The sequence below is a fragment of the Jingyaoa shaoxingensis genome (assembly GCF_014385005.1).
In the GTDB taxonomy this organism is placed as follows: Bacteria; Bacillota; Clostridia; order Lachnospirales; family Lachnospiraceae; genus Marvinbryantia; species Marvinbryantia shaoxingensis.
In genome coordinates this window covers 78,802-104,590 of record NZ_JACRSZ010000013.1, presented here as the reverse complement: position 1 = coordinate 104,590, position 25,789 = coordinate 78,802, and the positions used below count along the sequence as shown (strand labels likewise).

Below are 25,789 nucleotides of genomic sequence, written 5' to 3'. Positions count from 1 at the left end.
CTTATTCTCCTCTGTTTAAGGATCTGTCGCAGGCATCCTCATAGATACAGTTTTTACACTTTTCTATGTTTGTCTGGTAAAAAGTTTCCAAATTGAATGTTCGCATTTCTTCTATTAAATGTTCAAATTTTTGCAGCATGTTGGGATCCTTTTCAGGTAATGCTATCTTATAATTTTTATTATCATCCATGCTTCGTATATAAAGTTCTTTCACTTCATATCCCATTTCTGTCATGGCGTAATACTGCGCATATAGCTGAAAAATATATCCCTTATAAATCTGTCTGACATGCTTTTTTCTTTCAATCAGCCTTTTCTTGTCACTTTCATATAAATCAATTTTTCCACACAAACCATACTTTTCCGAATAAACATCCAGTGACATCATAGCACTTTTTCTGGTCGAATATTTTTTCTCATCAATTGTTTCATGAGCTTTCGTTCCGTTTATCTGTGCGGATGATTGATATAGCAGGTTGTCCTGGCTTCCATATAATTTATGAAAATATATGGAAACCGGGCAGAATATAAAATCATTTAAATTCGAAATGATAATCAGATCTTCCATCTATCGGTACCTTTTATTCTGTATATAATCAAACCAATCTGTATTATTTAATCGTAAGACATCTGGTGATAATACCTCTTCTTCACTCCAGTTTTTCTGTATAGCCTGCATGATATATAAGCCTTTTAATGCAATGCAGTATGCACCGTTGGCATCGGCATCTACCGGCAGAATCTTTTCTTCCTCATCGTCTTTATCTCTGTACTTAAAAGAATCAAAAAATTTTCCCTCTTCATTTAATACCGGGGAGAGCAACCGGTCATACTCATCATCTACCGCCTCACTTTTGCTGTTACGTAGCTGCACAGTAAAACGGACTATTCTTTGCAATTCACAGAACAGTTTTGTATTGCTTACTTTTTCCAACTCCGGTAAAAGATTTTGTCCTGACCGAAACTCTATACCTTCCGCTTCCAATATGTTCGACATTTCTTTTGTCAGATCCAGTTCTTTTCCGGTATCACGCACACGTTCATTAACAAACTCTTTCTGTGTTCTGGTTCCATTGGTATAAATAGTCCAGTTGTTTCTGGCTAGTGTCACATTATGTGTAGCAAAGTTTGCGTAATCAAAGCTGAATCGAAACAACTGTTTTTCTACATCATAGCAAATCTCATCAAACGATAAGATAAATTCACGCTTTGCCTGATCGGTTGGATATGCCTTGTGATTGAATATATCCACAAATCCGGTAGTTGGATCTATCTTTGAAGTAAATGCAGCTGGAACATAGAAAATCATTCCACACTGTCTTCCCATTTTCTTCACAGAATCCGGAATATAGGCTAACTGATAACCACGCAGTACGCCACCATCTTCATCTGCTGGACGGTCTTTGAAAACGAGGTAATTCAGCTTTTGAATCAACATGTTTTCGAACTTCTGATAAATCTGTCGCTCTACTTTAAAGCGCCCCAGTTTAAATCCATAATTCAGATCTTCTATCGCTATGATTGCATGAAATTCTATCATCATTTTAGCTATTTCATGTATCACTCCTGACAGGTATCCTTCCTTTAAATCCTTGATCTGCCCAATCTCCTTCCAGTTTTTTCTGGCTTCATCTCTATTTTGTTCTCTTTCTTTTAACTTTTCTTTGTAATTATATTTATTTACCACATTGAAAGATTTCTGCTCTATGATCTCTCCCTTCATATTGATAACAGATACATAGATGAGGTTCCGTTCCCCTCTGTCTATACCAATCACATGCATATCATTCTGATGCGCAATATATCTCTGTGCAACGGAATTTAACGCTTCTTTTCCTGAAGCCCTGTAATTAATTGTAATTGGAAGGTGAATAAAAAACTTGTCCACACTGTAGCGATAATCTTTCACAATATCTTTTTTCGTCTCATGGTAGACTGCTTTTTTCAAATATTCCTTTGCTTCTGCCGATAGTTCTCCCTTCAATCTATGATTCATGTAATTATAAATTTCCTGATACGCTTTCTCCGGAATGTTCGCTTTTACAGTTTCTCCATGCATTTCTTCCATATACGTGCGGTTCACAAGTATAGTGCCTTTTTTGTGAATAATCGGCTTCTTTACACTGGATTTACGGAAAAAGATCTCTGCCTCCCCATTTAATTTCAGCACCTGTTCTCTGGCATTTTCTTCACTGAACAGATTTTTCAGATACATGGTATGTAGATTCTCTCTCCCAGTGCTTTTTTCCGAGAAGTCCTTATTATAAATCTGAAATAAATAAAGTTTTCCCTCTTCATTTAAACGATCAATATCTGCTTCTTTTATATAAGTCCAGTCTATTTTGTATCCTTGTTCTTCTACCTCACGATAAAAGCCACTGATATCCTGATAGGTATCTGTATCAGAAAAATCGAATCCAAATATTTTCCAGTCTGGATTTCGCTCTATTCCAGATTTGAAATAATCAATTAGGTCATGACAAAACTGCAGATCAAATTTTTCTTCTGATTTTATATGTCTGCGTTCTTTATAGCCATTGATGATATACTCTGATGGCAGATAGGTTTCCATGCCTTTTTTACTGAGCAGGACTTTAGGAAGCATTTTGTTAGCTGATGGAAGATAATAATATACCATTTTTTTATATTCTTTTCCTCCAAGAGGCTGTGAATGCCCTTCTATGATTTCTTTTTCTGGTTTTTGTGCAGGATTAAAAATTCCAAGATAATATTTTCCTGCTTTTTGAAGCAAAATCGCATTATAATCATATTCCTTGCTCTTTGACCAGCCATTTGCAAGTGTCGGTGTGCCAAAATTCAATTTTATTTTGGTATCAGAATACGGCTTCTGTGTCACATAATTTCGCACTTTATTATATAACGGCACAATGTCCTTTATCTCCTCGTACAGGTCATCCAGTTCACCGTAAAAGTCTACCTCTTTTTCTACAGTCTCTTCTATATAGAACCGTTTTATCCAGTGAAACAGGTTCATATAATTGTCTAATACATCTTTTATTTCTGTAGCATATTTTTCATTTTCAATCAGGTTCACTTCTGGATGATATTCTAAAGGATGTACTTCTTTTAACAAAACAATATTCTCAATCTCTGCAATATACTCTTCGGGTTTTCTTTTGATTTCCTCTGTGCTTGCATATTCTTCCAATAACCGTTTTATTTCTGACAATGATTTCCATTTATCAGCTTTTACTGCAGCCTTCACTTTTTGAGCTTTCCGCTCGCCCTTTCCGGCTATCTGTTGTTCATAATAATGTGTCAGACTATCGGTAAGTGTGTTCCAACTGCCACACAGGTGATTCGATATTTTTTCATAATAAGGCGCTGTGATATAGATCTTGTTCAAATCGAAACTATCTGTGCTGTTTTTTAATACAGCAATTCGTTCCATCACCTTTTTATCTATAACATTTTGCAGGAATCTGTTGACGGCCTCATATACTTCTGCATCATTATCATACTTTCCCGGAATTTCAAAAGATGTAGAAGTTTTGCTTAAAATCTGTTTATGTAACCTCTTCATACGATACAGGTTCCAGTTTTTCTTTTCTTTCTGGCAATATTCCTTCATATATTGATTTACTACACCACATATATCATTGTAATGTTCGATTTCTTTCTGCGTCATCAGCATCATATAATAATCTACTATAAAAATATGTGATAATTTCCATTCAATAAAGCAGTCTTCGTTTTTTCTCTCTATGATACTGATCTGGCTTTCTGCATCTCTCTGAATGTTTTGAAAAGCCACTATATTTTCTAAAAAGATCTCTGCATTTTCATGCACAACTCGATACCCAATAGCAGTGACCATGGCTTCTTTCGCGAAAACATTTTTTCTATTTGAAAAAAAATCATTAAATGACGAGGTAAAACGATGGAACAATGCAACTGTCTCCAGATTCTTCTTTTTTTCTTCTTCACTGTATTCTCCATTTGTTTGGATAAAATCTGGCAGAATTCCAGAAATCATTTTTTCTTTAAACATTTCTGAAAACACTGCATCATCTGATAAGTATTGGTAAATCTCTTTGCGCTTCTTCTCCTGGATCTTTTCTAATTGCTTTTTTGTAACATCCGTCTGCTTCTTCTTCACTTTTTCCAACGCATCAAATAACTCACACCAGTTAATATTATGAACATCTCTTAAATGTACATCAATATAATTCCTATAGTAATCATCCATGATTGCTTTCAGTTCTTCTCTTTTTTCTGCTCTTAGAGTATCCTTTTCCAAAATACCATGTTTCTGTATATATTTCAAAGTACTTCCAACCGGTATCAAACTGTTCCGTAGTGTTTTACTTGAACTGCTTAAACCAATCAACTCTCTATATCGATTATACATATTCTGATTATTCTTCTCAAAAGAACGTTTACCTTCCATCCTGTTGTTTTCCCCCTATAATTTTTTATTTATTGCTGTTGTTCTCTCTTTTCAGTGTATCTTATTCCTAATATTTTTTCAATTCTTTTCTATATATATGTTATAATTTATACTATTTATCAAAAAAATAACACCTCATAAGGTGCTACTTTTTAACAAATATATATAATCTACAACAGTAGAAATTCTGACATATTATCTGCCAACCGCAAAAGTGTTTTATAAAAACCCCTCAGCCACCGCTCTTGCAGTCTCTAAGGGGTTCTTTTATGTTCTTCTACGTGAGACTATTGATTAGTCCTGTACGTATGGCATCAGTGCAACGTGACGTGCTCTCTTGATTGCAGATGTAAGAGCTCTCTGATGTTTTGCACATGTTCCTGTGATTCTTCTTGGAAGGATTTTTCCTCTTTCAGAAACGTATTTCTTTAATTTGGCTGTATCCTTATAGTTAATTTCATTATTTTCTTTACCGCAGAATACACAAACTTTTTTTCTTCTGCGTCCGCCTCTTCTCTTCATTGGAGAGTCGCTTCTATCACTTCTATTGTAAGCCATGATTCTTACCTCCTATCGAAATTCTAGTTAAACGGCAGCTCCTCATCGATACCATCCGGTATATTCATGAATCCGTCTCCTGCTGCGGCACTAGGTGTCGGTCTGCTCGGTGACGGTGCTGCACTATAGCCGCCTTCTGATGCTCCGGATGCATTCTTGCTCTCAGCGAATTCCTGTTCTTCTACAACAACGTCTGTTGTGTAGACCTTCATTCCGTCCTTATTGGTATAGCTTCCTGTCTGGATACGACCGGTAACCGCGATCTTGATTCCCTGACGGAAATATTTCTCTGCAAATTCTGCGCTTCTACCGAATGCAACGCACTGAATGAAATCTGCGGTTGCTTCTCCATCACGTTTAAATCTGCGGTCTACAGCCAATGTATATCTTGCTACTGCGGTAGCATTCTCGCCTGCTGAGTAACGAACTTCCGGGTCTCTCGTTAAACGACCCATTAAAATGACTTTATTCATTCTGATCTCCTCTTATTATGCGTCCTGTCTAACACACAAATATCTGAGAACGTTTTCCATAATACGAACATGTCTTTCCAGTTCTGCCGGGCAAGTAGCCTCTGCGTCGAACTGAATGAAATAGTAAAAACCTTCGCTCATTTTCTGAATGTCGTAAGCAAGTTTCTTCTTACCCCATTCGTCAACATTCGTAATTGTACCGCCAAAACGTGTAATATACTCTTTTACTTTTTCTACGGTAGCTGTTCTTGCGTCGTCCTCAAGCTTTGCGCTGACAACAACTGCTAATTCATACTTGTTCATGCGTTTTGCACCTCCTTGTGGTCTCTGGCCCCTTTCCGAAAAAGGAGCAAGGAATTGAAATATATCACGAATATATACTTTAGCACAGAAAGTGCCTGAAATCAAGCACTTTCTGTAAAAAATCAAATATTGTTTTTGATAAAAACAGTTATTCCCTGTCTTTTATTTAAACTCGATATTTATATACTGTGTACGTTTCAGTTTCGTATTTTCTGCACATACCCAAAGATAAAATCCTTTTCCTCCGGATATCTTCACAGATCCACCGTTCTTTAATGCCTTGTCCTTATTCCAGTTTCTCTGTGAATAAGATATTGTTCTCAATTTCCAGCCTTTTTTCAGATTGAGTTTTATTTTCTGCTTCTTGTTCTGGTATTTGGAATAACTCAAGTATATAGTAGTTGCTTTATTGAAGCGATTTCCTTTTATTGTTGTCTTTCCAATTTTTACAGATGAAATAGGATTTTCATATTTCAGAATCGTAAGTTTTGTTTTATAGGTTTTCTTTCTAATCTTGGTTGTAATGGTTACCTTACCAGGCTTTTTTGCATGAACCCAGATTACACCTTTTTTTACCTTCACTGTCGCAATTTTGGTATTACTGGATTTTACAGTTGCTTTCGCCTTTCCTACTGATCCGATATTATAATCTTCATAAGTACCCGGAATCAACAGATTCGTCTCACTTGTGTGTATGTCATAATAGGTTTCTGCTGCCATTACCGGAATGGCTGTTACCATAATCATTACTGCCAGTAATATGGATATTGTTCTTTTCATCATTTTCTTCATAATTGCAATCTCCTTTTCTTTTTCTGTTATTCTTTCTTTGTCAGTCCTCTGGTATTTTTCTCTACCAGTTTCCGGGATACCATGACCTGATGTCCGCATCCCAGACACCTCAGCCGGAAATCTGCTCCCACTCTCAGGATCTCCCATTCCTGGCTGCCGCATGGATGTGGCTTTTTCAGTTTTACTATATCACCTACGTCATACTGTAAACGTTCCATTTTCATCTCCTGCTATTGAATTTCAATACTTTCAAATACTTTTCCGATGCTGTTCTGAATTACCAGATCCGCATTTTTATCTCTGGATGTTACGCTCTTGTTGATTACCACCAGATGTTTGCCACGGAAGTAATCAATCAGTCCTGCTGCCGGATAGACCACCAGTGATGTTCCACCGATTATCAGTACCTCTGCCTGAGAGATGTACTCCACGGACTTGCGCAGTGTGTAATCATCTAAGCCTTCTTCATACAGCACGACGTCTGGCTTGATGGTTCCGCCACAGGTACAGGTCGGCACGCCTCCTGCATGAAGCATATATTCCGCATCATAAGACTTATGGCATTTCATGCAGTAATTACGCAGAACGCTTCCGTGAAGTTCCAGCACTTCTTTACTTCCTGCTGCCTGATGAAGCCCGTCAATATTCTGGGTAATCACAGCCTGTACATGTCCCTGTGCTTCCCACTGTGCCAGACGCTTGTGTGCCATATTAGGTTTTGCATCCAGGCACAGCATTTTTTTCTTATAAAAACGATAAAATTCCTCTGTATGATACATGAAAAAGCTGTGACTCAAGATTGTCTCCGGCGGATAATCATATTCCTGATGATACAGCCCGTCCACACTTCGAAAGTCCGGAATACCGCTCTCCGTAGAGACTCCGGCACCACCGAAAAATACCACTTTGCTGCTCTCCTGAATCCATTTCTGTAAAGTCTCAATTTCTTTTTCCATGTGTTATTCCCTCTTTCCTGCCTTAAAACTCAGTCTATCCGTTCCTCTGTTTCATAGCCACCTGCTTTAGGTACCGCCTGGTAGGTTCTGACTCGTTTTCCCTGTACAATAAACCTGGTTGCCTCATTACCTGTACAGGTGGACAGGGTCACTACCGTATCGGTATAATCCACATCTACGCCGGTATCATATAATGCCTGATCCTGTGCACGATAAATGAATTCCCGGAAGTCTTCTTTATCCCGGAAGGTAATCTGATAATCCTGCCCGAACTTGTCCACTTCTGCACATGCAAAAATCTCGTATTTATAAATTCTGGTCGGTGTATAGATCCAGAAATACGGACTTTTCTGGTATACTTCCTGATCCCGGTAATCCTTCAGACTGCCAAACATAGAGCCATTTTTCATGTTGTGTCCATATACAATGGTATTACGCTGCCCAAAATTGCTTTTATTCATATAATCCATGAATATAGAACCAGCAAAATTATCTGTCCTCTGGAAGGTCCGATGCAGATAATAATCATTGTCTTCGCCCTGTACAATCGGATAATTGATGGTATCCACAGCTTCCATCTCCAGCCAGCCAATCACATCCGGGTTAATTTCCTGTAGACTGTCAAAATCAATGGGATTTTCCATGCTCTCAAACCGACTGCTGCCACTGTGCTCCGTCAGTTCTGCATCTCCCCATTCATCTCCCATGGTATCATTGGCATCCATGGAATCTTCCAGACCTTCTGTCACTTTTTCATTGTCTGCATACTCTTCCAATGCCGTGTATTCATCCACTCCGGTCTTATAGTCCAGATAGATGGTCACCAGCTTCCATGCAGCGAAACAGAAAATACCGATTGCAATTAACAGGATCAGTGTACTGATTACATTCCCGATCCCGCCTTTTTTCTTCTGCCTCTGTCCTCTTCTTGCCATAGACTTCCCCCTTACACTTTTCTTCGATTCTTTTTCCCACTTTCTGACTTCTTATTTGTTCCAAGCCTCTGATGACGTGTCATTGGATCCTCTTCTTTTGGCTGTTCTGGCGGCTGAACCTTCTGCGTCGGGTTACTGATTCCCGGAAGTATAACGGTAAATGTGGTACATTCCCAGTCGCTTGCTGCCTCAATAATACCACCGTGTAATTCTACGATACGCTTGGCAATAGACAGTCCCAGTCCGGATCCGCCGGTCTGGCTGGATCTGGCATTGTCCACACGGTAGAACTTTTCAAAAATGGTTTTCAGGTTCTGCTCCGGTATCTCATGACCCTGATTCTTGAATGTAATGACGATGTCCATTCCCTTGGCTCTCGCCTCAATCTGGATCTCTGTATCTGTATAACTGTAAGCTATAGCATTTCGAAGCAGATTATCAAATACACGGGCAAGCTTGTCCGGATCCCCCAGTACCATAAGATCATCATCTGTCTCTATGGAACAGGTCAGATATTTTGCCCTCAGGACACCATAACTTTCATCTGCCAGCTGTTCCAGCATCATGGACAGGTTCAGTTGTTCCTTCTCCAACACAATATCCTGCAGGTTGTATTTGGTGATCTCAAAAAATTCATTGATCAGTTCCCGCAGTCGTTCTGCCTTTTCCAGGGTAACATGAATGTATTTCTGCCGTTCCTCATCGGCTATGGTTTTTCTCTGATCCAACATAGTCAGATAGGCAACTACAGAAGTCAGCGGAGTCTTCAGATCGTGTGCCAGATAAACGACCAGATCATTTTTCTTCTGTTCACTGATAGCAGTCTCCATCTCCTTACGCTTCAGCGTCGCCCGCAGTGCCATCAGCTTATTTTCCAGTGGCTTCAACTCCGGTACCAGCACAATCTGCTCATCATCTTCTCTCTGAATTGCATCAATTGCCGCTTCCACACTGCTCAGGTAATGCAGCATTCGCTTGATCAGAAGATTGTAAAAAATCAGAAACAAAATAATAAATCCCAGTATCAGGAAAAAATCCTTATGATCCATGAATATTCTGCCGTACCACTCATTGGCTGTCACTGCATCCATATTGGTGCTGGTGAAGATCCCCATGATGAAGTTCGTAAACAAATCCTGAAAGATACCGTCAATGAAAAAATGGACAATCCCCTCCCCTATGACCAGTGTCAGAAATGCCACCAGCCCTGTACGAATCAGAATTGTCCTCTTTAGCTTCTTATAGTTACTTTTCAACCTTGTATCCAACTCCCCATACGGTCTTTATGAAGTCTGTCTTTCCCATAGAGCCGCCCATCTTCTCACGAAGGTGACGGATATGTACCATTACCGTATTGTTGCTCTGTTTATAATATGTCTCATGCCATACCTGTTCAAACAACTGCTCTGAGCTGATTACCTGTCCACGGTTCTCACACAGAATCCACAGAATATCGAATTCGATCGGTGTCAGCGTCAGTTCCCGTTCGTTAAACTGGCACTCATGGGTGCTGCGGTTCATCACCAGACCGCCGAAATCTATGATATCTTCCTGTGGCTTGGTTCCTTCATTGTATTTGGTGACACGGCGAAGCTGCGCTTTTACCCGTGCCATCAGTTCCAGGGGATTAAATGGCTTTTCAATATAGTCATCTGCCCCCAGAGTCAGTCCTGTGATCTTGTCCATGTATTCGGTCTTAGCCGTCAGCATAATCACAGGGAACATATAATTTTCTCTGATTTTCTGTAAAATCGTGAATCCATCAATGTCCGGAAGCATCACATCCAGGATGGCGAGAGAAGGATGTTCCTTCTCTACTGCCTCCAGAGCATCTTTTCCATTGTAGCATTTGACCACTTCAAAATTCTCATTCTGAAGATAAAGTCCGATGACGTCGGCAATCTCCCGTTCATCATCTACTACAAGTATCTTATCCGACATAATTTCCTCTTCTTTCTTTTCTGGTTACAATTCACAGTTCCCTACTGTTCTTGGGAATGGAATGGCATCTCTGATATTGGCCACACCGGTCAGATACATCACGCATCTTTCGAATCCCAGACCGAATCCTGCATGACGGGTGGAACCGTACTTACGCAGATCCAGATAGAACTTGTAATCTTCTTCTTTCATTCCCAGTTCGTTCATACGAGCCAGAAGCTTGTCGTAATCATCCTCTCTCTGAGAACCGCCGATGATCTCACCGATACCAGGAACCAGACAGTCCATAGCAGCAACGGTCTTGCCATCTTCATTCATCTTCATGTAGAAGGCCTTGATCTCCTTCGGATAATCGGTTACGAATACCGGTTTTTTGAAGATCTGCTCAGTCAGATATCTTTCATGCTCGGTCTGCAGGTCGCATCCCCAGCTTACCTTGTAATCAAAATTGTCATTGTTCTTTTCCAGAATCTCAATGGCTTCTGTGTAGGTTACATGACCAAAATCAGAAGACACTACACTGTTCAGACGATCGATCAGTCCCTTATCCACAAAGTTGTTAAAGAATGCCATCTCTTCCGGTGCATTCTCCATCACGTAACGGATAACATATTTCAGCATGGACTCTGCCAGTACCATGTCATCCTTCAGATCTGCAAATGCGATCTCCGGCTCGATCATCCAGAATTCTGCTGCATGACGTGCAGTGTTGGAATTCTCTGCACGGAAAGTCGGTCCAAATGTATAGACGTTACGGAATGCCTGTGCAAAAGTCTCTGCATTTAACTGACCGCTTACGGTCAGGTTGGTGGATTTGCCGAAGAAATCCTGTGTATAATCTACTTTTCCATCCTCTGTCATCGGCACATTTTTCAGATCCAGTGTTGTTACCTGGAACATCTCGCCGGCACCTTCACAGTCACTTCCTGTGATCAGTGGCGTGTGTACGTATACGAAATCTCTCTCCTGGAAGAATTTATGAATCGCATAAGCAGCCAGGGAACGTACACGGAAGGTTGCCTGGAACATATTGGTACGAGGACGCAGGTGGGAAATAGTTCTTAAGAATTCCACACTGTGTCTCTTTTTCTGTAATGGATAATCCGGTGCAGAAGTTCCTTCCACTTCTACGGAAGATGCCTGAATCTCAAACGGTTGCTTTGCCTGTGGTGTCGGTACCAGTGTTCCTTTTACGATCACGGCTGCACCTACATTTAATTTGCAGATGTCTGCAAAGTTCTCCAGCTGATCTGCAAACACTACCTGCAGTGTCTCAAAAAATGTACCGTCATGAAGTACCAGGAATCCAAATGTTTTGGAATCACGAATGCTTCTTACCCATCCGCCTACGGTTACTTCCTGATTCAGGTACTGTTCTCTATTTCTATAGATTTCTCTTACTGTAATCAAGTCCATATCTCCATACTCCTTTTTAAAGAATCCTCTATAATGATTATACGGATTACTTCGTGCACCACACTCTCGTAATTCGTCCCCTATATTCGCATATCGTGGTGCTGACGCTCCACTTTTATGCTCATATCGCGGCGTGTCCCAAAGTCAGATTTCACCCTGTGCGAGCACAAATGAAATCTGACTTTTTGACACTGTAATCATAGTATATCCTATTCTGAAATGCGGTGCAAGCTGAATTACACCAACTTTCCCTCATTCTGTCTAATATTTTGTTTGTGGTCAACCAGTTTTAATTTCCATTTTTTATTTGCGTGATTTATTCAAATGCCTTTATTATCTGTATTTTTCATTATTCTCATTCATAATTTCCAAGATTTTTCATGATTTCATATTGAAATTCAAAAGGGATCAGTATATACTATCCATAAAATGATTCGGAAGCTTTTCCGGAACGCATGTTATGAGCACTATACATTAATATAACAAGATATAACAAGATAAAGGAGTATTATTATGAAGACTTTTAAAGAAATCAATCCTTCTCCTCGTACACTGATGACACCAGGACCTGTTGAAGCAGATCCTCGTGTATTAAAGGCTATGTCCTCTCATATCCTTGGCCAGTTTGACCCGGAATTCACTGATCTGATGGCTGAAACTCAGGAAATGGCACGTATCCTTTTCCAGACAGAAAACAAACAGACTTACTGTGTAGATACCACTTCCCGTGGTGGTCTGGAAGCAGTTCTGACCGGCGCTATCTGCCCAGGTGATAAGGTTCTGATTCCTGCATTCGGACGTTTCGGATATCTGCTCAGCGAGATTCTGGAAAGATGCGGCGCTGACATCACACTTCTGGAAAGAGAGTGGGGAACTGTTTTTGATCCGGAAGAAATCGAAGAAGAATTAAAGAAGGGCGGCTACAAAGCTGTTGCCTGCATCCATGGTGAAACTTCTACTTCCATGATGCAGCCAATGGAAGAACTTGGCAAGATCTGTAAGAAATATGATGCTCTGCTGATCGTCGATACGGTTGCTACCATGGGTGGTGTTGATATCCCGGTTGATAAATGGGGCATCGACGGATGTATCGCAGGTACCCAGAAATGTATCTCCGCACCATCCGGATCTGCACTGATCACATACAATGACAAGATCTCCAAGATCGTAAATGAAAGAAAGAAAGTTGAAAAAGGTATCCGTACCAGCAGTGATATCGATGGTACTCTTCCACAGATTCCAAGTAACTATCTGGATATCGCACAGCTGGAAGATTACTGGAGCCCACGTCACCTGAATCATCATACAGAGGCAACTTCCATGCAGTACGCTGTACATGAAGCACTTCGCTGCATCATGCTGGAAGGTCTGCAGGAACGTTTTGCACGTCATGCCCTGAATGATAAGGCTCTGTGTGCAGGTTTGCAGGCAATGGGTCTGAAGATCTTCGGTGATCTGAAGCACAAAATGCCATGTGTAACTGCTATCTGCATTCCGGAAGGCATCGATGGACCGACTCTTCGCGGACAGGCCCTGCGTGACTTCGGTATCGAGATGGCTACCTCTTTTGGTCCTCTGGATGGCAAGATCATCCGTATTGGTAACATGGGTTACTCCAGCCAGAAGAGAAACATTCTCTTCACATTAGGTGCTATCGAAGCAGTCCTGATCGACAACGGCGTAAAAGTACCGGCCGGCGAGGCAGTTGCTGCAGCACTTCAGGTTTACAAGAACGCATAAGACGAAAAAATCCGGGTGGATTTTAAATCCCCCGGATTTTTTTATTTACGCGAGCAACAAGCCAAAGTCTGTGCTTGCACAAGACCTTGGCGACTGCCGCGATAACTTGAGAAACTCGCGGAGCGTGTTTCTCATAGTTTTGCATGAAACACATCGATGCCATACAGATCGCTGCTGTGATCGGTAAACGCAGGGAACAGGAAGCCACATCTGGCATCCCCCGGTTCATAATCTCCTGATACCGGACAGATGGCACATATTAGGAAATTGTACACTTCCTCTGAATCCCACAGGCTTTCTTTATCTTTTGCCTTTACCGGCACATCATAGCTTCCGTAAAACATATAGATAGCATAATCTCCGGATGCGCTGTACTGATCTGACACGAATTCATAAAAGGATTCCAACAGAGCATCGTTTTTTAATTCACTGTTGCGCAGTTCCATCAGTACGCTCCAGACATTGCCCGGTTTTTTCGCTTCTTCTGAAAAATGGTATAATTTTAATTCTTCATTTGTCTCTGAAAAAGGAATGGCTTTGGCTATCTTCAGATTCTTCTCCTGATCTGCTGAAGACAGCTTCTGAAAATGGATATTGAAAGTGCCGTCAATGAATCCGTCTGCATCCAGATAGGCTCCTGCTATTCTGTGAAAGCAGTTGCGCTTCACAGTCATTCGTCTGGTCAATTCCAGCATATCTTCTCTGTTAATTTTCTGCATGTCTACAACTCCCGGAACAATTCAAAATGTTTTGCCAGCCATTCTCCCATCCAGCTGATAACCGGTCCCAGCATGAGTACCATTAACACCGTAACTACTCCAGGTGTCTCTCCCAGTATCCATCCAATCAGCGTCACAATCAGATCGAATGCAATACGAATGGTTCGAAACGGTACGTTCGGCAGTCTTACAGAAATCAGATATGGAATGGCATCGTACGGTGCTGTTCCCATATCCACATCCATATAAAGAGCTGCGGACAATACAAATAAAATGATTGCCGGAATCAGCACTCCGATCCGTACACTCCATAACTGAAACATCTCCATTGGAAGAATCCGATTCCACAGCCAGGTACAAAAATCTATTGTATAACCTATTAAAAACATGTTAAATAAGGAACCGAATCCAAAGTTCGTTGCACCAAAGATCAGTACGATAACCAGCAAAATAATATTCATCAGTGCCTGCCAGTTGCCCAGACTCATATGCAGCTTTGCTGCAACAGCACGGTTCATCAGCGTACATGGGTCCGTTCCCAGATTTACCTGTATCAGGAAAGATAAAGTCACGCCCATGCTCAGAACTGCCAGCAAAGCAATGAAAAGTCTTGGCCAGAAATTCTTCTTTCCAATAAATCCACTCAGTAAATTTTTCATCATTCTCCTCTTTTCCTTTTCCTTTTGTTGTTCCATGGAGATCTTCCCTGCATCCTATGGAAATTGTCTGTTTTCTCGTATATCTGCTATTTTTCTTCTATGAGCTGATACATATCGGAAGAAATCCCTGCAATGTTACTCTGCGCCGCTCCCACATCAGACAGATTCTCTGACATAATACACAGGATATACGGTATATCCGCAAATACAATTGCAGCATCGTTCTCTACCGTATCCAGTTCACCTGTTTTATTGGCGCTTTCCACGCCTTCCGGAAGACCTGCCGGAATCTTGTGTGTACGCTGCTGATTCTTCAGAAATCCCAGCATCTCCTCTGCATGAGGCAGTTCTCCCTTATATACTCTACGCAGGAATTCTGCACAGTCACTGACCGAAGTCAGATTATCCCCGTTATCTGCCGGTGCCAGCAGCATACGTCCCATGTTGGTACTCTCGTAGCTGTTGGATGCACAGTATTCATTTACCACCCCGCGGCCTGTGGCATCATCTCCGTCTCCCAGATAATTCGTCAGGGTGTTGGCTGCTGTATTATCGCTCACCGTAATCATATCTGACAAAAGGCTTTGTATCTGATCTTCACCATAAACCGCTGTCAGACTGTCATAACTGTCATACACTGCACCCATGATGAACAGCTTAATCAGGCTTGCTGCCTGCATAGACTGATTGTTCACCGTACAGCTGTCTTCTGTATTTAAATCCACGACTGCTGCTGACCAGTTCTCACCGGCTCCGGCACGAACTGCCAGATCCTCTGCCAGTTCATTTTCAATTCTGTCCATATCCGCAGATGATGTTACGGTCTCTGTCGTACTACTGTTCTTCGTATCTGTTTCCTGCTCGCTCTGTGATGTATTCTCAGTCTGTTCCTCTGCCTTCTTTACTGGCACTTTATCTTCGAAATAATCATCTATTCCATTGGCAATTCCCTCTGCCATCACTGGCTGAAAGGTCTCATCTGCCATCAGAAGATCATCGTTCTGATTGCTCATGAATCCCATTTCCAGAATCGTCACCGGAATGGTACTCCAGTTGATGCCGGACATGTTATCGTAATACTGCACTCCATCATCTGCGATCCCTGTGCTTTCACAATAGGCCTTTAAGATATCTTCTCCCAGTTCATAGCATTCCTCATACATATATCCAACATACGGATTACTCTGAGACGGCACCATGGCAAGTGCGCCATTCACGGATGTATCATCACTGCCGTTGGCATGAATCCGCACCAGAATATCCGCACCTTCCGCTGCAGCCAGCTCTGCACGTTCTTTATTGCTGATGGCAGTATCATGGTCTTCTCTGGTCATCACCACTTCATAGCCACGATCCTCCAGTTCGTCTCTTAATAAAAGCGATACCTGCAGATTTAATTCATATTCATTTAATCCACTGAACTTTCCGGTGGTTCCTGTGGTGGCTTTCGCCTTTGTCTCAGAAGATCCCGGTGCCGACGGCTCCTGAGCACTCATATCCACCCAGCTGCCCTGATGCCCCGGATCAATTGCAACCTTCCAGCCATTGAGCTTCTCTGTTGCAGCTTCTGTACTCTTTTCTGCGTCTCCGACTGTCGTCTCTGGCTCTGCCACAGAAGTTCCGCCCTCTCCAATTCCAACCAAATGTCTGGTTCCGCCTGCTGCCAGCACACTGCTTCCCAGCGCTGCACTAAAGAGGCAGAACGCCACTGTAACTGCATATACATTTCTTTTTTTCATATATAAGATCTCCTATTCTGTCTCTTCTCCCATTTAGTTTATGTCATTTCACATCCTATAACGCTCCGGACATCATTTGTTGCTGTCCACACTCTGTGAACAGCAGCCTTTTTCTCTCACCGGTAATTATATCTTCCTGCTGCTCTTTCCAGATGATACTTCATGGCCTCTGCTGCGCCTTTTCCGTCATGTTTCAGAATGCAGTCATAGATCCGGCTGTGTTCTTCTTCGCTTTCCTTCAGCTGCTGTGCATTGACCATACCGCTTCCACTGACATGTCTCATCAGACTGCTGATGGTCTGCATCATACTCAGAATTACCGTATTCTGGGAACATCTGGCAATCCCCTGATGGAACTCCAGGTCTGTCTCCAGAAAAGCTTTATAATCCTGTTGGGCATAGGCGCAGTTCATTTTCTCATCTACCGCTTTTAAGTTTTTCAATGCGTCTGTATCTGTACATTCAGCCGCCAGCTCTGCCGCCTTTACTTCCAGGAGATTTCGTACCGTCAGAATGTTCTCCACCTGTTTTCCATTTAAAAACAGGGACCAGGATAATGGGATAATAAAAAAGTTGGTCTCATCATTACTAATATAGGTACCCTGTCCCGGACGGATGTCGATCATTCCCAGCACATCCAGTACCTTCAGTGCCTCCCGGATTGCAGAACGTCCCACACCAAGTTTTGTCGCAAGTACACGGTCCGACTCGATCTGATCTCCTTTTTTCAGCTTATGATCAAAAATCTGATCTGCAAAATACATGGTCAGGCGATACAAAAGCTGGTTAATATTTCCCTTGCGCATACCATTTTCCTGAATTTGTTTATTTCTGGACTGGCTTGGAATCAGCATATCGATTTTTTCCGCAAATTCTGCAGAATCCATAGAAAAAATCATAGAATCCATCGAAAGCTGTTCGGCTATCGAAAGCACCACATCATTCAGTCTTACTCCTCCTCTGGATTCCAGATTCGAGTAGGTGGCAATACTCATGCAGGGCATCCCATTTTCTTCACTTAAAAAGCGTGCAATAAATTTCTTCTGTGTCAGTCCGAGATACCGTCTCAGATATCTCAGATTATCTTTTTTGTGACTTGAATTCAAATTCGTCGACTCCATATGTCCTCTTTCTGTCTGCCGGCCATTTCCCGGTCACTTCTTAATTGTATCTATTCAGTACCTCCACAAATTCGGACATGAGTTCCGAACCGTTATCTCCAACCTTTTACTTTCCATGTATCCGGTCAATCAGATACATCTTCACAGGTGAGTATAACATCGCTGCCACAATCATCAGAAATCCCACCGTGCACAGTCCATTTCCATCGGACTGCAGTCCTGTTACAATCAGTACGCACGCCACTGCAATCACCAGAAATGCAATGGTCAGACGTCCCGCTTTCGTCTGAAAAAATCCTTTTTGTCCCATTTCTTTCCCCCTAAATCATTGTAAGCAGGTACCCTATTATACCGATAATCGCGGTACCCGTCAATGTAATCGGCATGATCTTTTTGATTACTTCACCTTCCTGGCCAAGAATATTGGCTGTGGTCGTTCCCAGAATAATTTTACTTGGTGCAATCGTACTTCCCACTGCACCTCCGGCTGACTGGGCGCCCAGAACTACCGATGCATCCACATTCAACAAATTTGCCGTAGTTGCCTGAAAGCCGCCAAACAAAATGTTGGAACTCATGTTACTTCCTGTCATAAAGGTTCCCAGAAGACCTATAAATGGTGCCAGCAGTACATATACTTTTCCCAGTACACTTGCAATACCGTTGGCCAGCACAATGGTCTGTCCGGTTCCGTCCATGACCTTCGACATCATAACCAGACCAATCACAGAAATGCCGGACGGCATAGTCATGGAAATCGCATTCACAAATACTTTCTTTACGCCATCTTTTTTAATCCATCCCTTTTTCCGGTAATATATCAGGCCAATCACCGCAGATAAGAACAGGAACATTCCTGCATGGGTAAACGGACGGATCGGTGAGTAGCAGTCAGATGCTGCATTCACTCTTCCATAGCCGGTGACAGTCTCCGGAAACGGCAGTCCCAGTGCCACTTGATTCAGCACCGTATTTAACGGCTTAATCAGCAGTACCGCCAGTGTAATCACTGACAGCAAAATATATGGTACAAATGCCTGTAACAGCGTCATATCTGTGGATTCCTGGATGTTTTCTTTTTCCGTATGCTGACGGTTCATAATCGGGCTGTCTTCTACACACCATTCTTCTCCGTAAAATCTGGTCCGTCCTAGGAATAAAATTGCAATCAGTGAGACGCAGGCCGGCACAAAACAGGACAATGTGGTATTGATCTGACTGAGAAGAAGTTCTCCACCGCCCTGAATTGCAGACAGCAGCAAAATCGCCGGAAAGCCTTTTTTGATGGCCTTTCCTTTTCCATAAAACCAACAGACTGCAAATCCGCTGACTGCATTCCAGAACCAGATAAAGGCCGCTGTCCAAAACGCTGTCATCAGATAGTCTCCTGTTCCCTGTGTCAAGCCTGCTGACATAGCAAGGGCATCCCATGCTGCTGCCAGTGTTCCGTAGGTATTTCCCCAGGATTCGCCAAAAAGAGGGAGGACGACGGCCCACAGAGGATTGACCCCGATTCCGATCAGGAGCGGAGCACCTACCGCATCAGGAACACCAAATCCGGTGATTCCCTGTAAAAAGCTGGTGAATACATATCCGATTGCCAGTACCAGAAGCAGTTCATTTGGCAGGAACTTCTTCAGACCGTTTCGGATTACCTGATAGGCATTGGCTTCATTTCCCACCTGATACAGTAAAACAGCAGTCCAGATGATAATCAGAATCACCAGCGCACTCCAGAATCCCTTGGCACTCTCCGCTGCCAAAAGACGCACATCTGCTTTATAAAAGCAAAGACCTGTTACAATCGCAATGATAAGTCCCACCGGGGCAGCTTCTGTGGCTCCCCACTTGAACTTTAACATCAAAATCAGCAAAACAATGATTGGCAAAAATGCCATCAGCCACATAAATGGTGTTACCGGTATGTTCATAATATCTCCTTTTCTTTTGCAAAAATGCTCCGGAGCCCTGCTCTTGCTGCAAAACCCCGGAGTCTTTTTCCTTCTCAAATCCATCAGGAATGTATCATGGTTCCTGTTTTTCCTGCAATTCCCTCTGCTGCTTTATCCAATAGGGTAATCAGAGTACTTTTTCCTTCCCCGGATCTGGCGAAGCGTACTGCTGCCTCAATCTTCGGAAGCATAGAGCCTTTGGCAAATTCGCCCTGCTTCATGTATCTTTCTGCCTGTTCCACAGTCAGATCAGAAAGCCACTGCTGGTCTTCCTTTCCAAAATGGATGGCTGCTTTTTCCACTGCTGTCAGAATGACCAGATAGTCCGCATCCAGCTTTTCTGCCAGCAGACTGCTGGCGTTATCTTTATCAATGACTGCATTGACACCCTCCAGACGGCCATTTCTGGATACCACCGGAATTCCCCCGCCGCCACAGGTGATAACGATATGTCCTGCCTGTAACAGCGTCCGGATCGTCTCCAGCTCCCGGATCCGTTTTGGCATCGGGGATGGCACCACAATGCGGTAACCCCTGCCCGCATCTTCCATACAGGTAATGCCGTGCGCCATATTTTTTTCCGCTTCTTCCTTTGTCAGGAAACGTCCAATTGGCTTGGTCGGATTCTGAAATGCCGGATCCTGTTCATCCACTTCTACCTGCGACAGAATAGTGGATACTTTTCCGTCAATTCCACGGCTGTATAATTCATATTTAATGGCGTTCTGCAAATCAATGCCAATATATCCCTGGCTCATGGCCACGCAGGTCGGCAAAGGCACCTGTTTATAATTTTCGTGATGTACCATCAGACTATCCATAGCATCCTGTATCATGCCAACCTGTGGTCCGTTTCCGTGGGTTATGATAATGTCAAGTCCCTGAGAGGCCAGATCCACAATTACTTTTGCAGTCTTTGCCACTGCTTCCTTCTGCTCTTCCACATTTTTGCCCAGAGCGTTTCCACCCAGAGCAATCACTACTTTTTTCTTTTTCATTGTTTCACACCATGATGATATTTCTACGCTTCAAATCCCAGTTTCTTTGCATAGGCTACGATGGCTTTTTCAAAGCATTCCATTGGCGGATGTACCGTTCCGGCACCTACCTGGCCGTAACCTGCAATCTTGTGTGCAATACCGGTATTGATCACCGGAGTGATGCCTTTTTCCACTACCAGTCTGGCATCAATCCCCAGGCAGGTTCCCTGGAAGTTCCAGGTCGGAATGATAAAGTTCGGATTGTGATCGATGGTGATCTCTGCCATCTCGTTGCTGACACGAAGAGCATCTTCGTATCCACCGGCTCCTACGAACCGGGTAACGGCAGGAGCTGCGATCATGGCCATACCACCAACACCGAAAGTCTCTGTGATTGCACTGTCTCCCATATCCGGGCATCCGTCCTCTTCATCATATCCGGTGAAATACAGCCCCTTTGGTGTATTTACCGGACCTGTGAACCATTCATCACCCATACCTGCAATACGGATACCGAATTCCACACCGTTACGGCACATGGCTGTAACGATGGTTCCATCCGTGATGGTACGTGCACCGTCCATGACAGACTTAGCTGTTGCCATCATGATATTCAGGAAGAACTGGTCTGTATCTGCCAGGAACTTGATCACGTCATAACGGTCTTTTTCAGACATATCCAGCTTTGTAATCACCGGAGCTACTTCCTTCATAAATGCCAGGGATGCGGCAATGTTTCTCTGGTGGAATTCATCACCCATGGCTACTGCCTTGGCTACCAGTGGATTGACGCTTAAACCACCCAGCTCTGTGATGGCACGATCCAGCGTTGGGCCAAGGACATCACGCATCCAGCGGAGACGATTGACTACCTCTTCGGAATAAGCACCAAATCTCAGTACTTTTCCGATACCTTCATTCATGGTACAGTATGCTTCATTGCCGTCTGTCTCATTTTTGACTACGAATACCGGCATGTTGGCAGAGGTGATACCTCCCATCGGTCCTACTGCATTGCAGTGATGGCAAGGGATGAACTTCACTTCACCGGAAGCCAGCAGTGCTCTGGCATCTGCCTCGTTATCTGCCCATTCTTCAAAAAGAACGGCACCTACGCAGGAACCCTGTACAGGATCCGGCATATTTTTAAATTCAATAGGCGGACCCGCATGAAGAATCACTTTTCCTTCTGCAATCTGCGGGATCACTTCTTTGGCACGTTTTACATGTTTGATTACCGGCTGGCTGGCTACTACTTTGGCAATGACACGCTTGTTAGCTTCATCAATACCTTCGTAATTTCTCAGGAAATTCAATGTCTTAATCAGACGTACATCTCCTCCTGCTGGCGGCATCCAGTCATACTGTACCACTTCACATCCGAAGTCCTCTGCTACTTCTGCAAAGCTCTTTAAGCCTACGTTGATGATCTTCGGCTTCTGAGAAAGCAGCTGCATCAGTTTTTCGGAAGGTTCTGCCTTTTCTGCTGCAATCGTTTTCTTTTCACGAATCTCTTTTACAGGCTCTTCAAAGTCCAGACCCACTGCCTGGATCGCAGTACGGACTGCCAGTTTATTATTCTCGCAGACAATCACGCCTGCGTCTTTTAACTTCTTCACTGCTTCATCGTAGCCCTGGAAGTCTTTTCTGGTTCCGCATACAGTGGCTACGAAAAATACCTTTCTTCCGGCTGCGGCTGCTTTTGCTTTCAATTCTTCAATCGTCGGAATTAGTGCACCTGCCATATCTTCGTGGGAACCATATCCCAGCATGATATCAAAAAGAATCGCTCCGGTACTCTCATCGTCTACGGCTTCTTGCATACACTCAATACGCTTTGCAGGATCAATCATCGGATGCGGTTTACCCTTGGTGTAAGCATCGTCTCCCAAGTCGATGACTACGTTGCCATTTAACTGCAGCATATAGCCCTCGATATCTTCCGGAGGGATCTCACAGTTCATAGCATCCTTGATCAGCATAGCTGCTTCATTGGCCAGTGTTCCACCTGAATAATAAGCTTTGATGGTCTTCTGATCCTCTGACTTGTAGAATGCGGAACTGTCCACATCTGCTGTGGCTTCCGGGATCTCCTCTCCTCTTACCAGGCTGACTGCCAGACGGGCAGTCTCATCCAGTGTATAAGTATGATAGAAATTCTCTTCGTGGTATTCCGGTTTTTCTCCTAAGAACAGGGTAATGACCGGTTTGCTGAAATTACTCAGACGGGCTGAGATCTTTTCTCTGACTTCCTTTGCAGGTGGCTTGGAGATAACGATCAGTACCTTTACGCTGTCATCTTTTTCCATGGCATCGATCATATCCATCATGGTAATGCCGCCAACGGCTGTGGATAAATCTCTTCCTCCAGTTCCGATGGCATTGTTCACTCCTTCGCCCAGACGATCGATGATGGTGGTCAGCTCCTGAATACCGGTTCCGGATGCTCCGATGATACCGATGGAACCCGGTGCTACCTTATTCGTAAATGCTATCGGAACACTCTGGATAATTCCGGTACCGCAGTCTGGTCCCATAACAGAGAGTCCCTTTTCATGCGCCTTTTTCTTCAATGCCACTTCGTCTTCCAGTGTCACATTGTCACTGAACATGAAGACATTCATGCCTTCATCCAGTGCACGGTCTGCTTCCAGCGCTGCGTACATGCCCGGAATGGAGATGACTGCCAGATTGGCATCAGGCAGCTTTTCCAGCGCCTTATCCCAGGACTTCACACTTTCCTCTTGTTTACCTGCGCTGACCGTTGACTGCTTTTTAAAAAATTCTTCCGCTGTTTCCATAATCTGATCCAGAAGACTGTCATCCTCTACATCAGCTACTACCACCATATCATTGGCAGTTGCTTCCATCAGTTCCTGTGTATCCAGTCCGCTCTGTTTAAAAATATCTTTATTTGCCGGTGTTGCCATCATGATAGATGCCTTTTTTACGCCTTCCAGTGCGGAAATCTGGTTGGTCAAAAGCATCAGAACAACGGAATCATGATAACTGCCTTTTTTCACAATTGTCTTTAACATGAACATTCCTCCTGTTGTGGTCAGCCACTTTTTACTGTCTCTATTATGGCAAGAAGTATACTGTTTTTCAATAGATTTTTGAATTAATTTTCGAATATATGTGATGCATGATTGAAATACATTTTACGTTGACAAATTTATCTATTCTTTTTATAATTACCAATGTTAATTATCAATGGTAACTATATGATAAGGAGTTCTGTTATGACAATTGAACTGTTAAAACGTATGATGGATGCCTGTTATCAGGCAAAACGTATCCGTGATATGCTTCCTCCTCTGCCAGAAGGCGTGACTTCCTCTTATATTCAGTATCTGGATATCATTGAAAAGATGCAGCATCAGGGCATGCGGGTAAAGATTTCGGATATCAGCGACCGGTTATCTCTGCCGCGACCCGGTGTGACCAGAACGGTAAAAGAGATGGAGCAGAAGGGATATCTGAAAAAAAGTACCTCTCCGAAAGATGGACGGATTACTTATCTGACCCTTACAGAGACCGGAAAGGCACTTTCCCAGAAGTATAATCAGGAATGTTTTTCCATTCTGGCTGATTATACAGAAGAGATTTCCGAAGAAGATGCGGAATGCATGATCCGTACCATGGATCGACTCTATCATATTATGTGCGAAAGGAGAATCCATCTTGACAAGTGAAAAAAATGATTTTACACAGGGCAGTATTCTGAAAAAACTGTCTCTCTTTATGCTTCCGATTCTGGGAGCACTGGTGTTACAGGCTGCCTATGGTGCGGTAGACCTTCTCGTAGTAGGAAGATTCGGTTCTACCTCCGGACTTTCTGCCGTATCTACCGGAAGTCAGGTGCTGAATCTGGTGACCTTTGTGGTGACGCAGTTTGCCATGGGTATCACCGTACTGATTGCCCGATATCTGGGCGAAAAAAAACCGGAGCAAATCGGCTCTGTCATCGGCGGAGGTGTTGTGGTGTTTGCCATCATCTCTGCGGTACTGTTCATTGTTATGGTCGCATTTGCCCGCCCGATTTCTATTCTGATGCAGGCACCGACTGAAGCATTGGATCTGACTGCCAGTTATGTGCGTATCTGCGGAGGGGGAATTTTCTTTATCGTTGCCTATAACCTGCTTTCTGCCATCTTCCGTGGACTGGGTGACAGCAAATCTCCACTGCTCTTTGTTCTGGTTGCCTGTATCGTGAATATCTTCGGTGACCTGCTTTTGGTAGCCGGACTGCATATGGATGCTGCCGGAGCTGCCATCGCCACAGTCTGCGCCCAGGCTGTCAGTGTGGTATGTGCTATTTATATTTTACTGAAAAAGAATCTGTCATTTCAGATTCAGAGATCCGATTTCCGAATCAATTCCCAGTGCCGGAAGTTCTTAGGCATCGGACTGCCTCTGGCTCTTCAGGAATTCCTGACACAGGTTTCTTTCCTGGCTCTGTGTGCTTTTGTCAACCGGCTTGGTCTGGAAGCATCCTCCGGCTATGGTGTTGCCTGCAAGATTGTCAACTTTGCCATGCTGATTCCAAGCTCACTGATGCAATCTATGGCATCCTTCGTCTCCCAGAATGTGGGTGCCAACAATCACAAACGTGCCAGACACGCCCTGTTTACCGGTATCGGAATCGGTCTGTTCTTTGGCTGTATCGTATTTGTCCTTGTGATATTTAAGGGTGATCTGCTGGCAGGCTTCTTCTCAGCCGATCCGGCGGTTGTCCAGAATGGATTCGACTATCTGAAGGGCTTTGCACCGGAGACGATTGTGACTGCTATCCTGTTCAGCATGATTGGCTACTTCAACGGAAATAATCAGACGGTCTGGGTCATGATCCAGGGGCTGGTTCAGACTCTTCTGGTCCGGCTTCCGATGTCCTATTACATGAGTATCCAGCCAAATGCCAGCCTGACCAAGATCGGTCTGGCTGCACCGACTTCCACTGCAGTGGGAATCGTGCTGAATATACTGTTCTTCCTGTATTTTACAAAGAAAAACAAAGAGAAGAGTTTTTCTTAGGCATGTGCAGGAGAACTTAATCAGATATTGCTACCTCATCTCTAATATGCTAATATCCAT

The 25,789-nt window shown here is 43.2% G+C and carries 23 protein-coding genes; 3 read left to right on the top strand and 20 right to left on the bottom strand.

Annotated features, from left to right (window positions below; genetic code table 11):
* Position 1: 1 nt before the first annotated feature.
* The 12 genes from cas4 to asnS form a co-directional block, all read right to left on the bottom strand.
* Entirely contained in the window at positions 2 to 568 is a 567-nt protein-coding gene (gene cas4 / locus H8716_RS12685; protein WP_249309342.1) for a type V CRISPR-associated protein Cas4, read from the bottom strand.
* Positions 569 to 4,411, bottom strand: coding sequence for a type V CRISPR-associated protein Cas12a/Cpf1 (cas12a, locus tag H8716_RS12680; RefSeq protein ID WP_249309341.1), 3,843 nt, complete (start codon positions 4,409 to 4,411; stop codon positions 569 to 571).
* A gap of 294 nt (positions 4,412 to 4,705) precedes the next feature.
* On the bottom strand, positions 4,706 to 4,969 hold the full coding sequence (gene rpsR, locus H8716_RS12675) for a 30S ribosomal protein S18 (RefSeq protein ID WP_117448796.1): 264 nt from the start codon (positions 4,967 to 4,969) through the stop codon (positions 4,706 to 4,708).
* Between the two features lie 23 nt (positions 4,970 to 4,992).
* Positions 4,993 to 5,442: a single-stranded DNA-binding protein gene (locus H8716_RS12670; RefSeq protein ID WP_249309340.1), complete on the bottom strand. Its 450-nt coding sequence runs from the start codon at positions 5,440 to 5,442 to the stop codon at positions 4,993 to 4,995.
* Positions 5,443 to 5,457: 15 nt separating this feature from the next.
* Positions 5,458 to 5,745 carry a 30S ribosomal protein S6 gene (rpsF, locus tag H8716_RS12665; protein WP_117448847.1) on the bottom strand — a complete coding sequence of 96 codons (288 nt, stop codon included), beginning with the start codon at positions 5,743 to 5,745 and terminating at the stop codon, positions 5,458 to 5,460.
* 162 nt (positions 5,746 to 5,907) lie between these two features.
* A complete protein-coding gene (locus H8716_RS12660; protein WP_249309339.1) occupies positions 5,908 to 6,537 on the bottom strand; it encodes a hypothetical protein in 630 nt (209 codons plus the stop codon).
* A gap of 26 nt (positions 6,538 to 6,563) precedes the next feature.
* Complete coding sequence (locus H8716_RS12655) at positions 6,564 to 6,755, bottom strand: DUF951 domain-containing protein (RefSeq protein WP_249309337.1); 192 nt, start codon at positions 6,753 to 6,755, stop codon at positions 6,564 to 6,566.
* Positions 6,756 to 6,767: 12 nt separating this feature from the next.
* Complete coding sequence (locus H8716_RS12650) at positions 6,768 to 7,493, bottom strand: NAD-dependent protein deacylase (RefSeq protein ID WP_249309336.1); 726 nt, start codon at positions 7,491 to 7,493, stop codon at positions 6,768 to 6,770.
* Between the two features lie 29 nt (positions 7,494 to 7,522).
* Positions 7,523 to 8,428 (bottom strand): class B sortase, encoded by a 906-nt coding sequence (gene srtB / locus H8716_RS12645; RefSeq protein ID WP_249309335.1) that lies wholly within the window; start codon positions 8,426 to 8,428, stop codon positions 7,523 to 7,525.
* Between the two features lie 11 nt (positions 8,429 to 8,439).
* A complete protein-coding gene (locus H8716_RS12640) occupies positions 8,440 to 9,684 on the bottom strand; it encodes a sensor histidine kinase (protein ID WP_249309334.1) in 1,245 nt (414 codons plus the stop codon).
* Positions 9,674 to 10,369, bottom strand: coding sequence for a VanR-ABDEGLN family response regulator transcription factor (gene vanR, locus H8716_RS12635; RefSeq protein ID WP_249309333.1), 696 nt, complete (start codon positions 10,367 to 10,369; stop codon positions 9,674 to 9,676). The genes H8716_RS12640 and vanR overlap by 11 nt, the downstream gene beginning before the upstream one ends.
* A gap of 24 nt (positions 10,370 to 10,393) precedes the next feature.
* A complete protein-coding gene (gene asnS / locus H8716_RS12630) occupies positions 10,394 to 11,785 on the bottom strand; it encodes an asparagine--tRNA ligase (protein WP_249309331.1) in 1,392 nt (463 codons plus the stop codon).
* A gap of 513 nt (positions 11,786 to 12,298) precedes the next feature.
* Here asnS and H8716_RS12625 point away from each other — a divergent pair.
* Positions 12,299 to 13,525: a pyridoxal-phosphate-dependent aminotransferase family protein gene (locus H8716_RS12625; RefSeq protein WP_117448804.1), complete on the top strand. Its 1,227-nt coding sequence runs from the start codon at positions 12,299 to 12,301 to the stop codon at positions 13,523 to 13,525.
* 131 nt (positions 13,526 to 13,656) lie between these two features.
* On the opposite strand, the gene H8716_RS12620 is transcribed toward H8716_RS12625, so the two are convergent.
* The 8 genes from H8716_RS12620 to fdrA all read right to left on the bottom strand — a co-directional run bounded on the left by H8716_RS12620 (position 13,657) and on the right by fdrA (position 23,733).
* Positions 13,657 to 14,244, bottom strand: coding sequence for a DUF4317 family protein (locus H8716_RS12620; protein ID WP_249309330.1), 588 nt, complete (start codon positions 14,242 to 14,244; stop codon positions 13,657 to 13,659).
* A 2-nt stretch (positions 14,245 to 14,246) separates the two neighbouring features.
* Positions 14,247 to 14,906 (bottom strand): YczE/YyaS/YitT family protein, encoded by a 660-nt coding sequence (locus H8716_RS12615; RefSeq protein ID WP_249309328.1) that lies wholly within the window; start codon positions 14,904 to 14,906, stop codon positions 14,247 to 14,249.
* Between the two features lie 83 nt (positions 14,907 to 14,989).
* The gene (locus tag H8716_RS12610) at positions 14,990 to 16,642 is read right to left on the bottom strand and encodes an N-acetylmuramoyl-L-alanine amidase (protein ID WP_249309327.1); all 1,653 of its coding nucleotides are present in this window, start codon (positions 16,640 to 16,642) and stop codon (positions 14,990 to 14,992) included.
* 116 nt (positions 16,643 to 16,758) lie between these two features.
* Positions 16,759 to 17,748: a FadR/GntR family transcriptional regulator gene (locus H8716_RS12605; RefSeq protein WP_249309326.1), complete on the bottom strand. Its 990-nt coding sequence runs from the start codon at positions 17,746 to 17,748 to the stop codon at positions 16,759 to 16,761.
* 121 nt (positions 17,749 to 17,869) lie between these two features.
* Positions 17,870 to 18,073 carry a hypothetical protein gene (locus H8716_RS12600; protein ID WP_249309324.1) on the bottom strand — a complete coding sequence of 68 codons (204 nt, stop codon included), beginning with the start codon at positions 18,071 to 18,073 and terminating at the stop codon, positions 17,870 to 17,872.
* 10 nt (positions 18,074 to 18,083) lie between these two features.
* Positions 18,084 to 19,694: an L-lactate permease gene (locus H8716_RS12595; protein ID WP_249309321.1), complete on the bottom strand. Its 1,611-nt coding sequence runs from the start codon at positions 19,692 to 19,694 to the stop codon at positions 18,084 to 18,086.
* Positions 19,695 to 19,777: 83 nt separating this feature from the next.
* Complete coding sequence (arcC, locus tag H8716_RS12590; RefSeq protein WP_249309319.1) at positions 19,778 to 20,713, bottom strand: carbamate kinase; 936 nt, start codon at positions 20,711 to 20,713, stop codon at positions 19,778 to 19,780.
* A 23-nt stretch (positions 20,714 to 20,736) separates the two neighbouring features.
* Positions 20,737 to 23,733 (bottom strand): bifunctional FdrA/YlbE family protein, encoded by a 2,997-nt coding sequence (gene fdrA, locus H8716_RS12585; RefSeq protein WP_249309312.1) that lies wholly within the window; start codon positions 23,731 to 23,733, stop codon positions 20,737 to 20,739.
* Positions 23,734 to 23,937: 204 nt separating this feature from the next.
* On the opposite strand from fdrA, the gene H8716_RS12580 reads away from it, so the two are divergent.
* Both H8716_RS12580 and H8716_RS12575 read left to right on the top strand, forming a co-directional pair.
* Positions 23,938 to 24,390, top strand: a complete 453-nt coding sequence (locus H8716_RS12580) for a MarR family winged helix-turn-helix transcriptional regulator (protein WP_249309309.1) — start codon at positions 23,938 to 23,940, stop codon at positions 24,388 to 24,390.
* The gene (locus tag H8716_RS12575) at positions 24,380 to 25,729 is read left to right on the top strand and encodes an MATE family efflux transporter (RefSeq protein ID WP_249309306.1); all 1,350 of its coding nucleotides are present in this window, start codon (positions 24,380 to 24,382) and stop codon (positions 25,727 to 25,729) included. The genes H8716_RS12580 and H8716_RS12575 overlap by 11 nt, the downstream gene beginning before the upstream one ends.
* Positions 25,730 to 25,789: the final 60 nt, after the last annotated feature.

Bases quoted from the DNA above. Each gene is read 5' to 3' on its own strand.
- cas4 (WP_249309342.1), bottom strand. From the start codon at position 568: ATGGAAGATCTGATTATCATTTCGAATTTAAATGATTTTATATTCTGC.
- cas12a (WP_249309341.1), bottom strand. From the start codon at position 4,411: ATGGAAGGTAAACGTTCTTTTGAGAAGAATAATCAGAATATGTATAAT.
- rpsR (WP_117448796.1), bottom strand. From the start codon at position 4,969: ATGGCTTACAATAGAAGTGATAGAAGCGACTCTCCAATGAAGAGAAGA.
- H8716_RS12670 (WP_249309340.1), bottom strand. From the start codon at position 5,442: ATGAATAAAGTCATTTTAATGGGTCGTTTAACGAGAGACCCGGAAGTT.
- rpsF (WP_117448847.1), bottom strand. From the start codon at position 5,745: ATGAACAAGTATGAATTAGCAGTTGTTGTCAGCGCAAAGCTTGAGGAC.
- H8716_RS12660 (WP_249309339.1), bottom strand. From the start codon at position 6,537: ATGAAGAAAATGATGAAAAGAACAATATCCATATTACTGGCAGTAATG.
- H8716_RS12655 (WP_249309337.1), bottom strand. From the start codon at position 6,755: ATGGAACGTTTACAGTATGACGTAGGTGATATAGTAAAACTGAAAAAG.
- H8716_RS12650 (WP_249309336.1), bottom strand. From the start codon at position 7,493: ATGGAAAAAGAAATTGAGACTTTACAGAAATGGATTCAGGAGAGCAGC.
- srtB (WP_249309335.1), bottom strand. From the start codon at position 8,428: ATGGCAAGAAGAGGACAGAGGCAGAAGAAAAAAGGCGGGATCGGGAAT.
- vanR (WP_249309333.1), bottom strand. From the start codon at position 10,369: ATGTCGGATAAGATACTTGTAGTAGATGATGAACGGGAGATTGCCGAC.
- asnS (WP_249309331.1), bottom strand. From the start codon at position 11,785: ATGGACTTGATTACAGTAAGAGAAATCTATAGAAATAGAGAACAGTAC.
- H8716_RS12625 (WP_117448804.1), top strand. From the start codon at position 12,299: ATGAAGACTTTTAAAGAAATCAATCCTTCTCCTCGTACACTGATGACA.
- H8716_RS12620 (WP_249309330.1), bottom strand. From the start codon at position 14,244: ATGCAGAAAATTAACAGAGAAGATATGCTGGAATTGACCAGACGAATG.
- H8716_RS12615 (WP_249309328.1), bottom strand. From the start codon at position 14,906: ATGATGAAAAATTTACTGAGTGGATTTATTGGAAAGAAGAATTTCTGG.
- H8716_RS12610 (WP_249309327.1), bottom strand. From the start codon at position 16,642: ATGAAAAAAAGAAATGTATATGCAGTTACAGTGGCGTTCTGCCTCTTT.
- H8716_RS12600 (WP_249309324.1), bottom strand. From the start codon at position 18,073: ATGGGACAAAAAGGATTTTTTCAGACGAAAGCGGGACGTCTGACCATT.
- H8716_RS12595 (WP_249309321.1), bottom strand. From the start codon at position 19,694: ATGAACATACCGGTAACACCATTTATGTGGCTGATGGCATTTTTGCCA.
- arcC (WP_249309319.1), bottom strand. From the start codon at position 20,713: ATGAAAAAGAAAAAAGTAGTGATTGCTCTGGGTGGAAACGCTCTGGGC.
- fdrA (WP_249309312.1), bottom strand. From the start codon at position 23,733: ATGTTAAAGACAATTGTGAAAAAAGGCAGTTATCATGATTCCGTTGTT.
- H8716_RS12580 (WP_249309309.1), top strand. From the start codon at position 23,938: ATGACAATTGAACTGTTAAAACGTATGATGGATGCCTGTTATCAGGCA.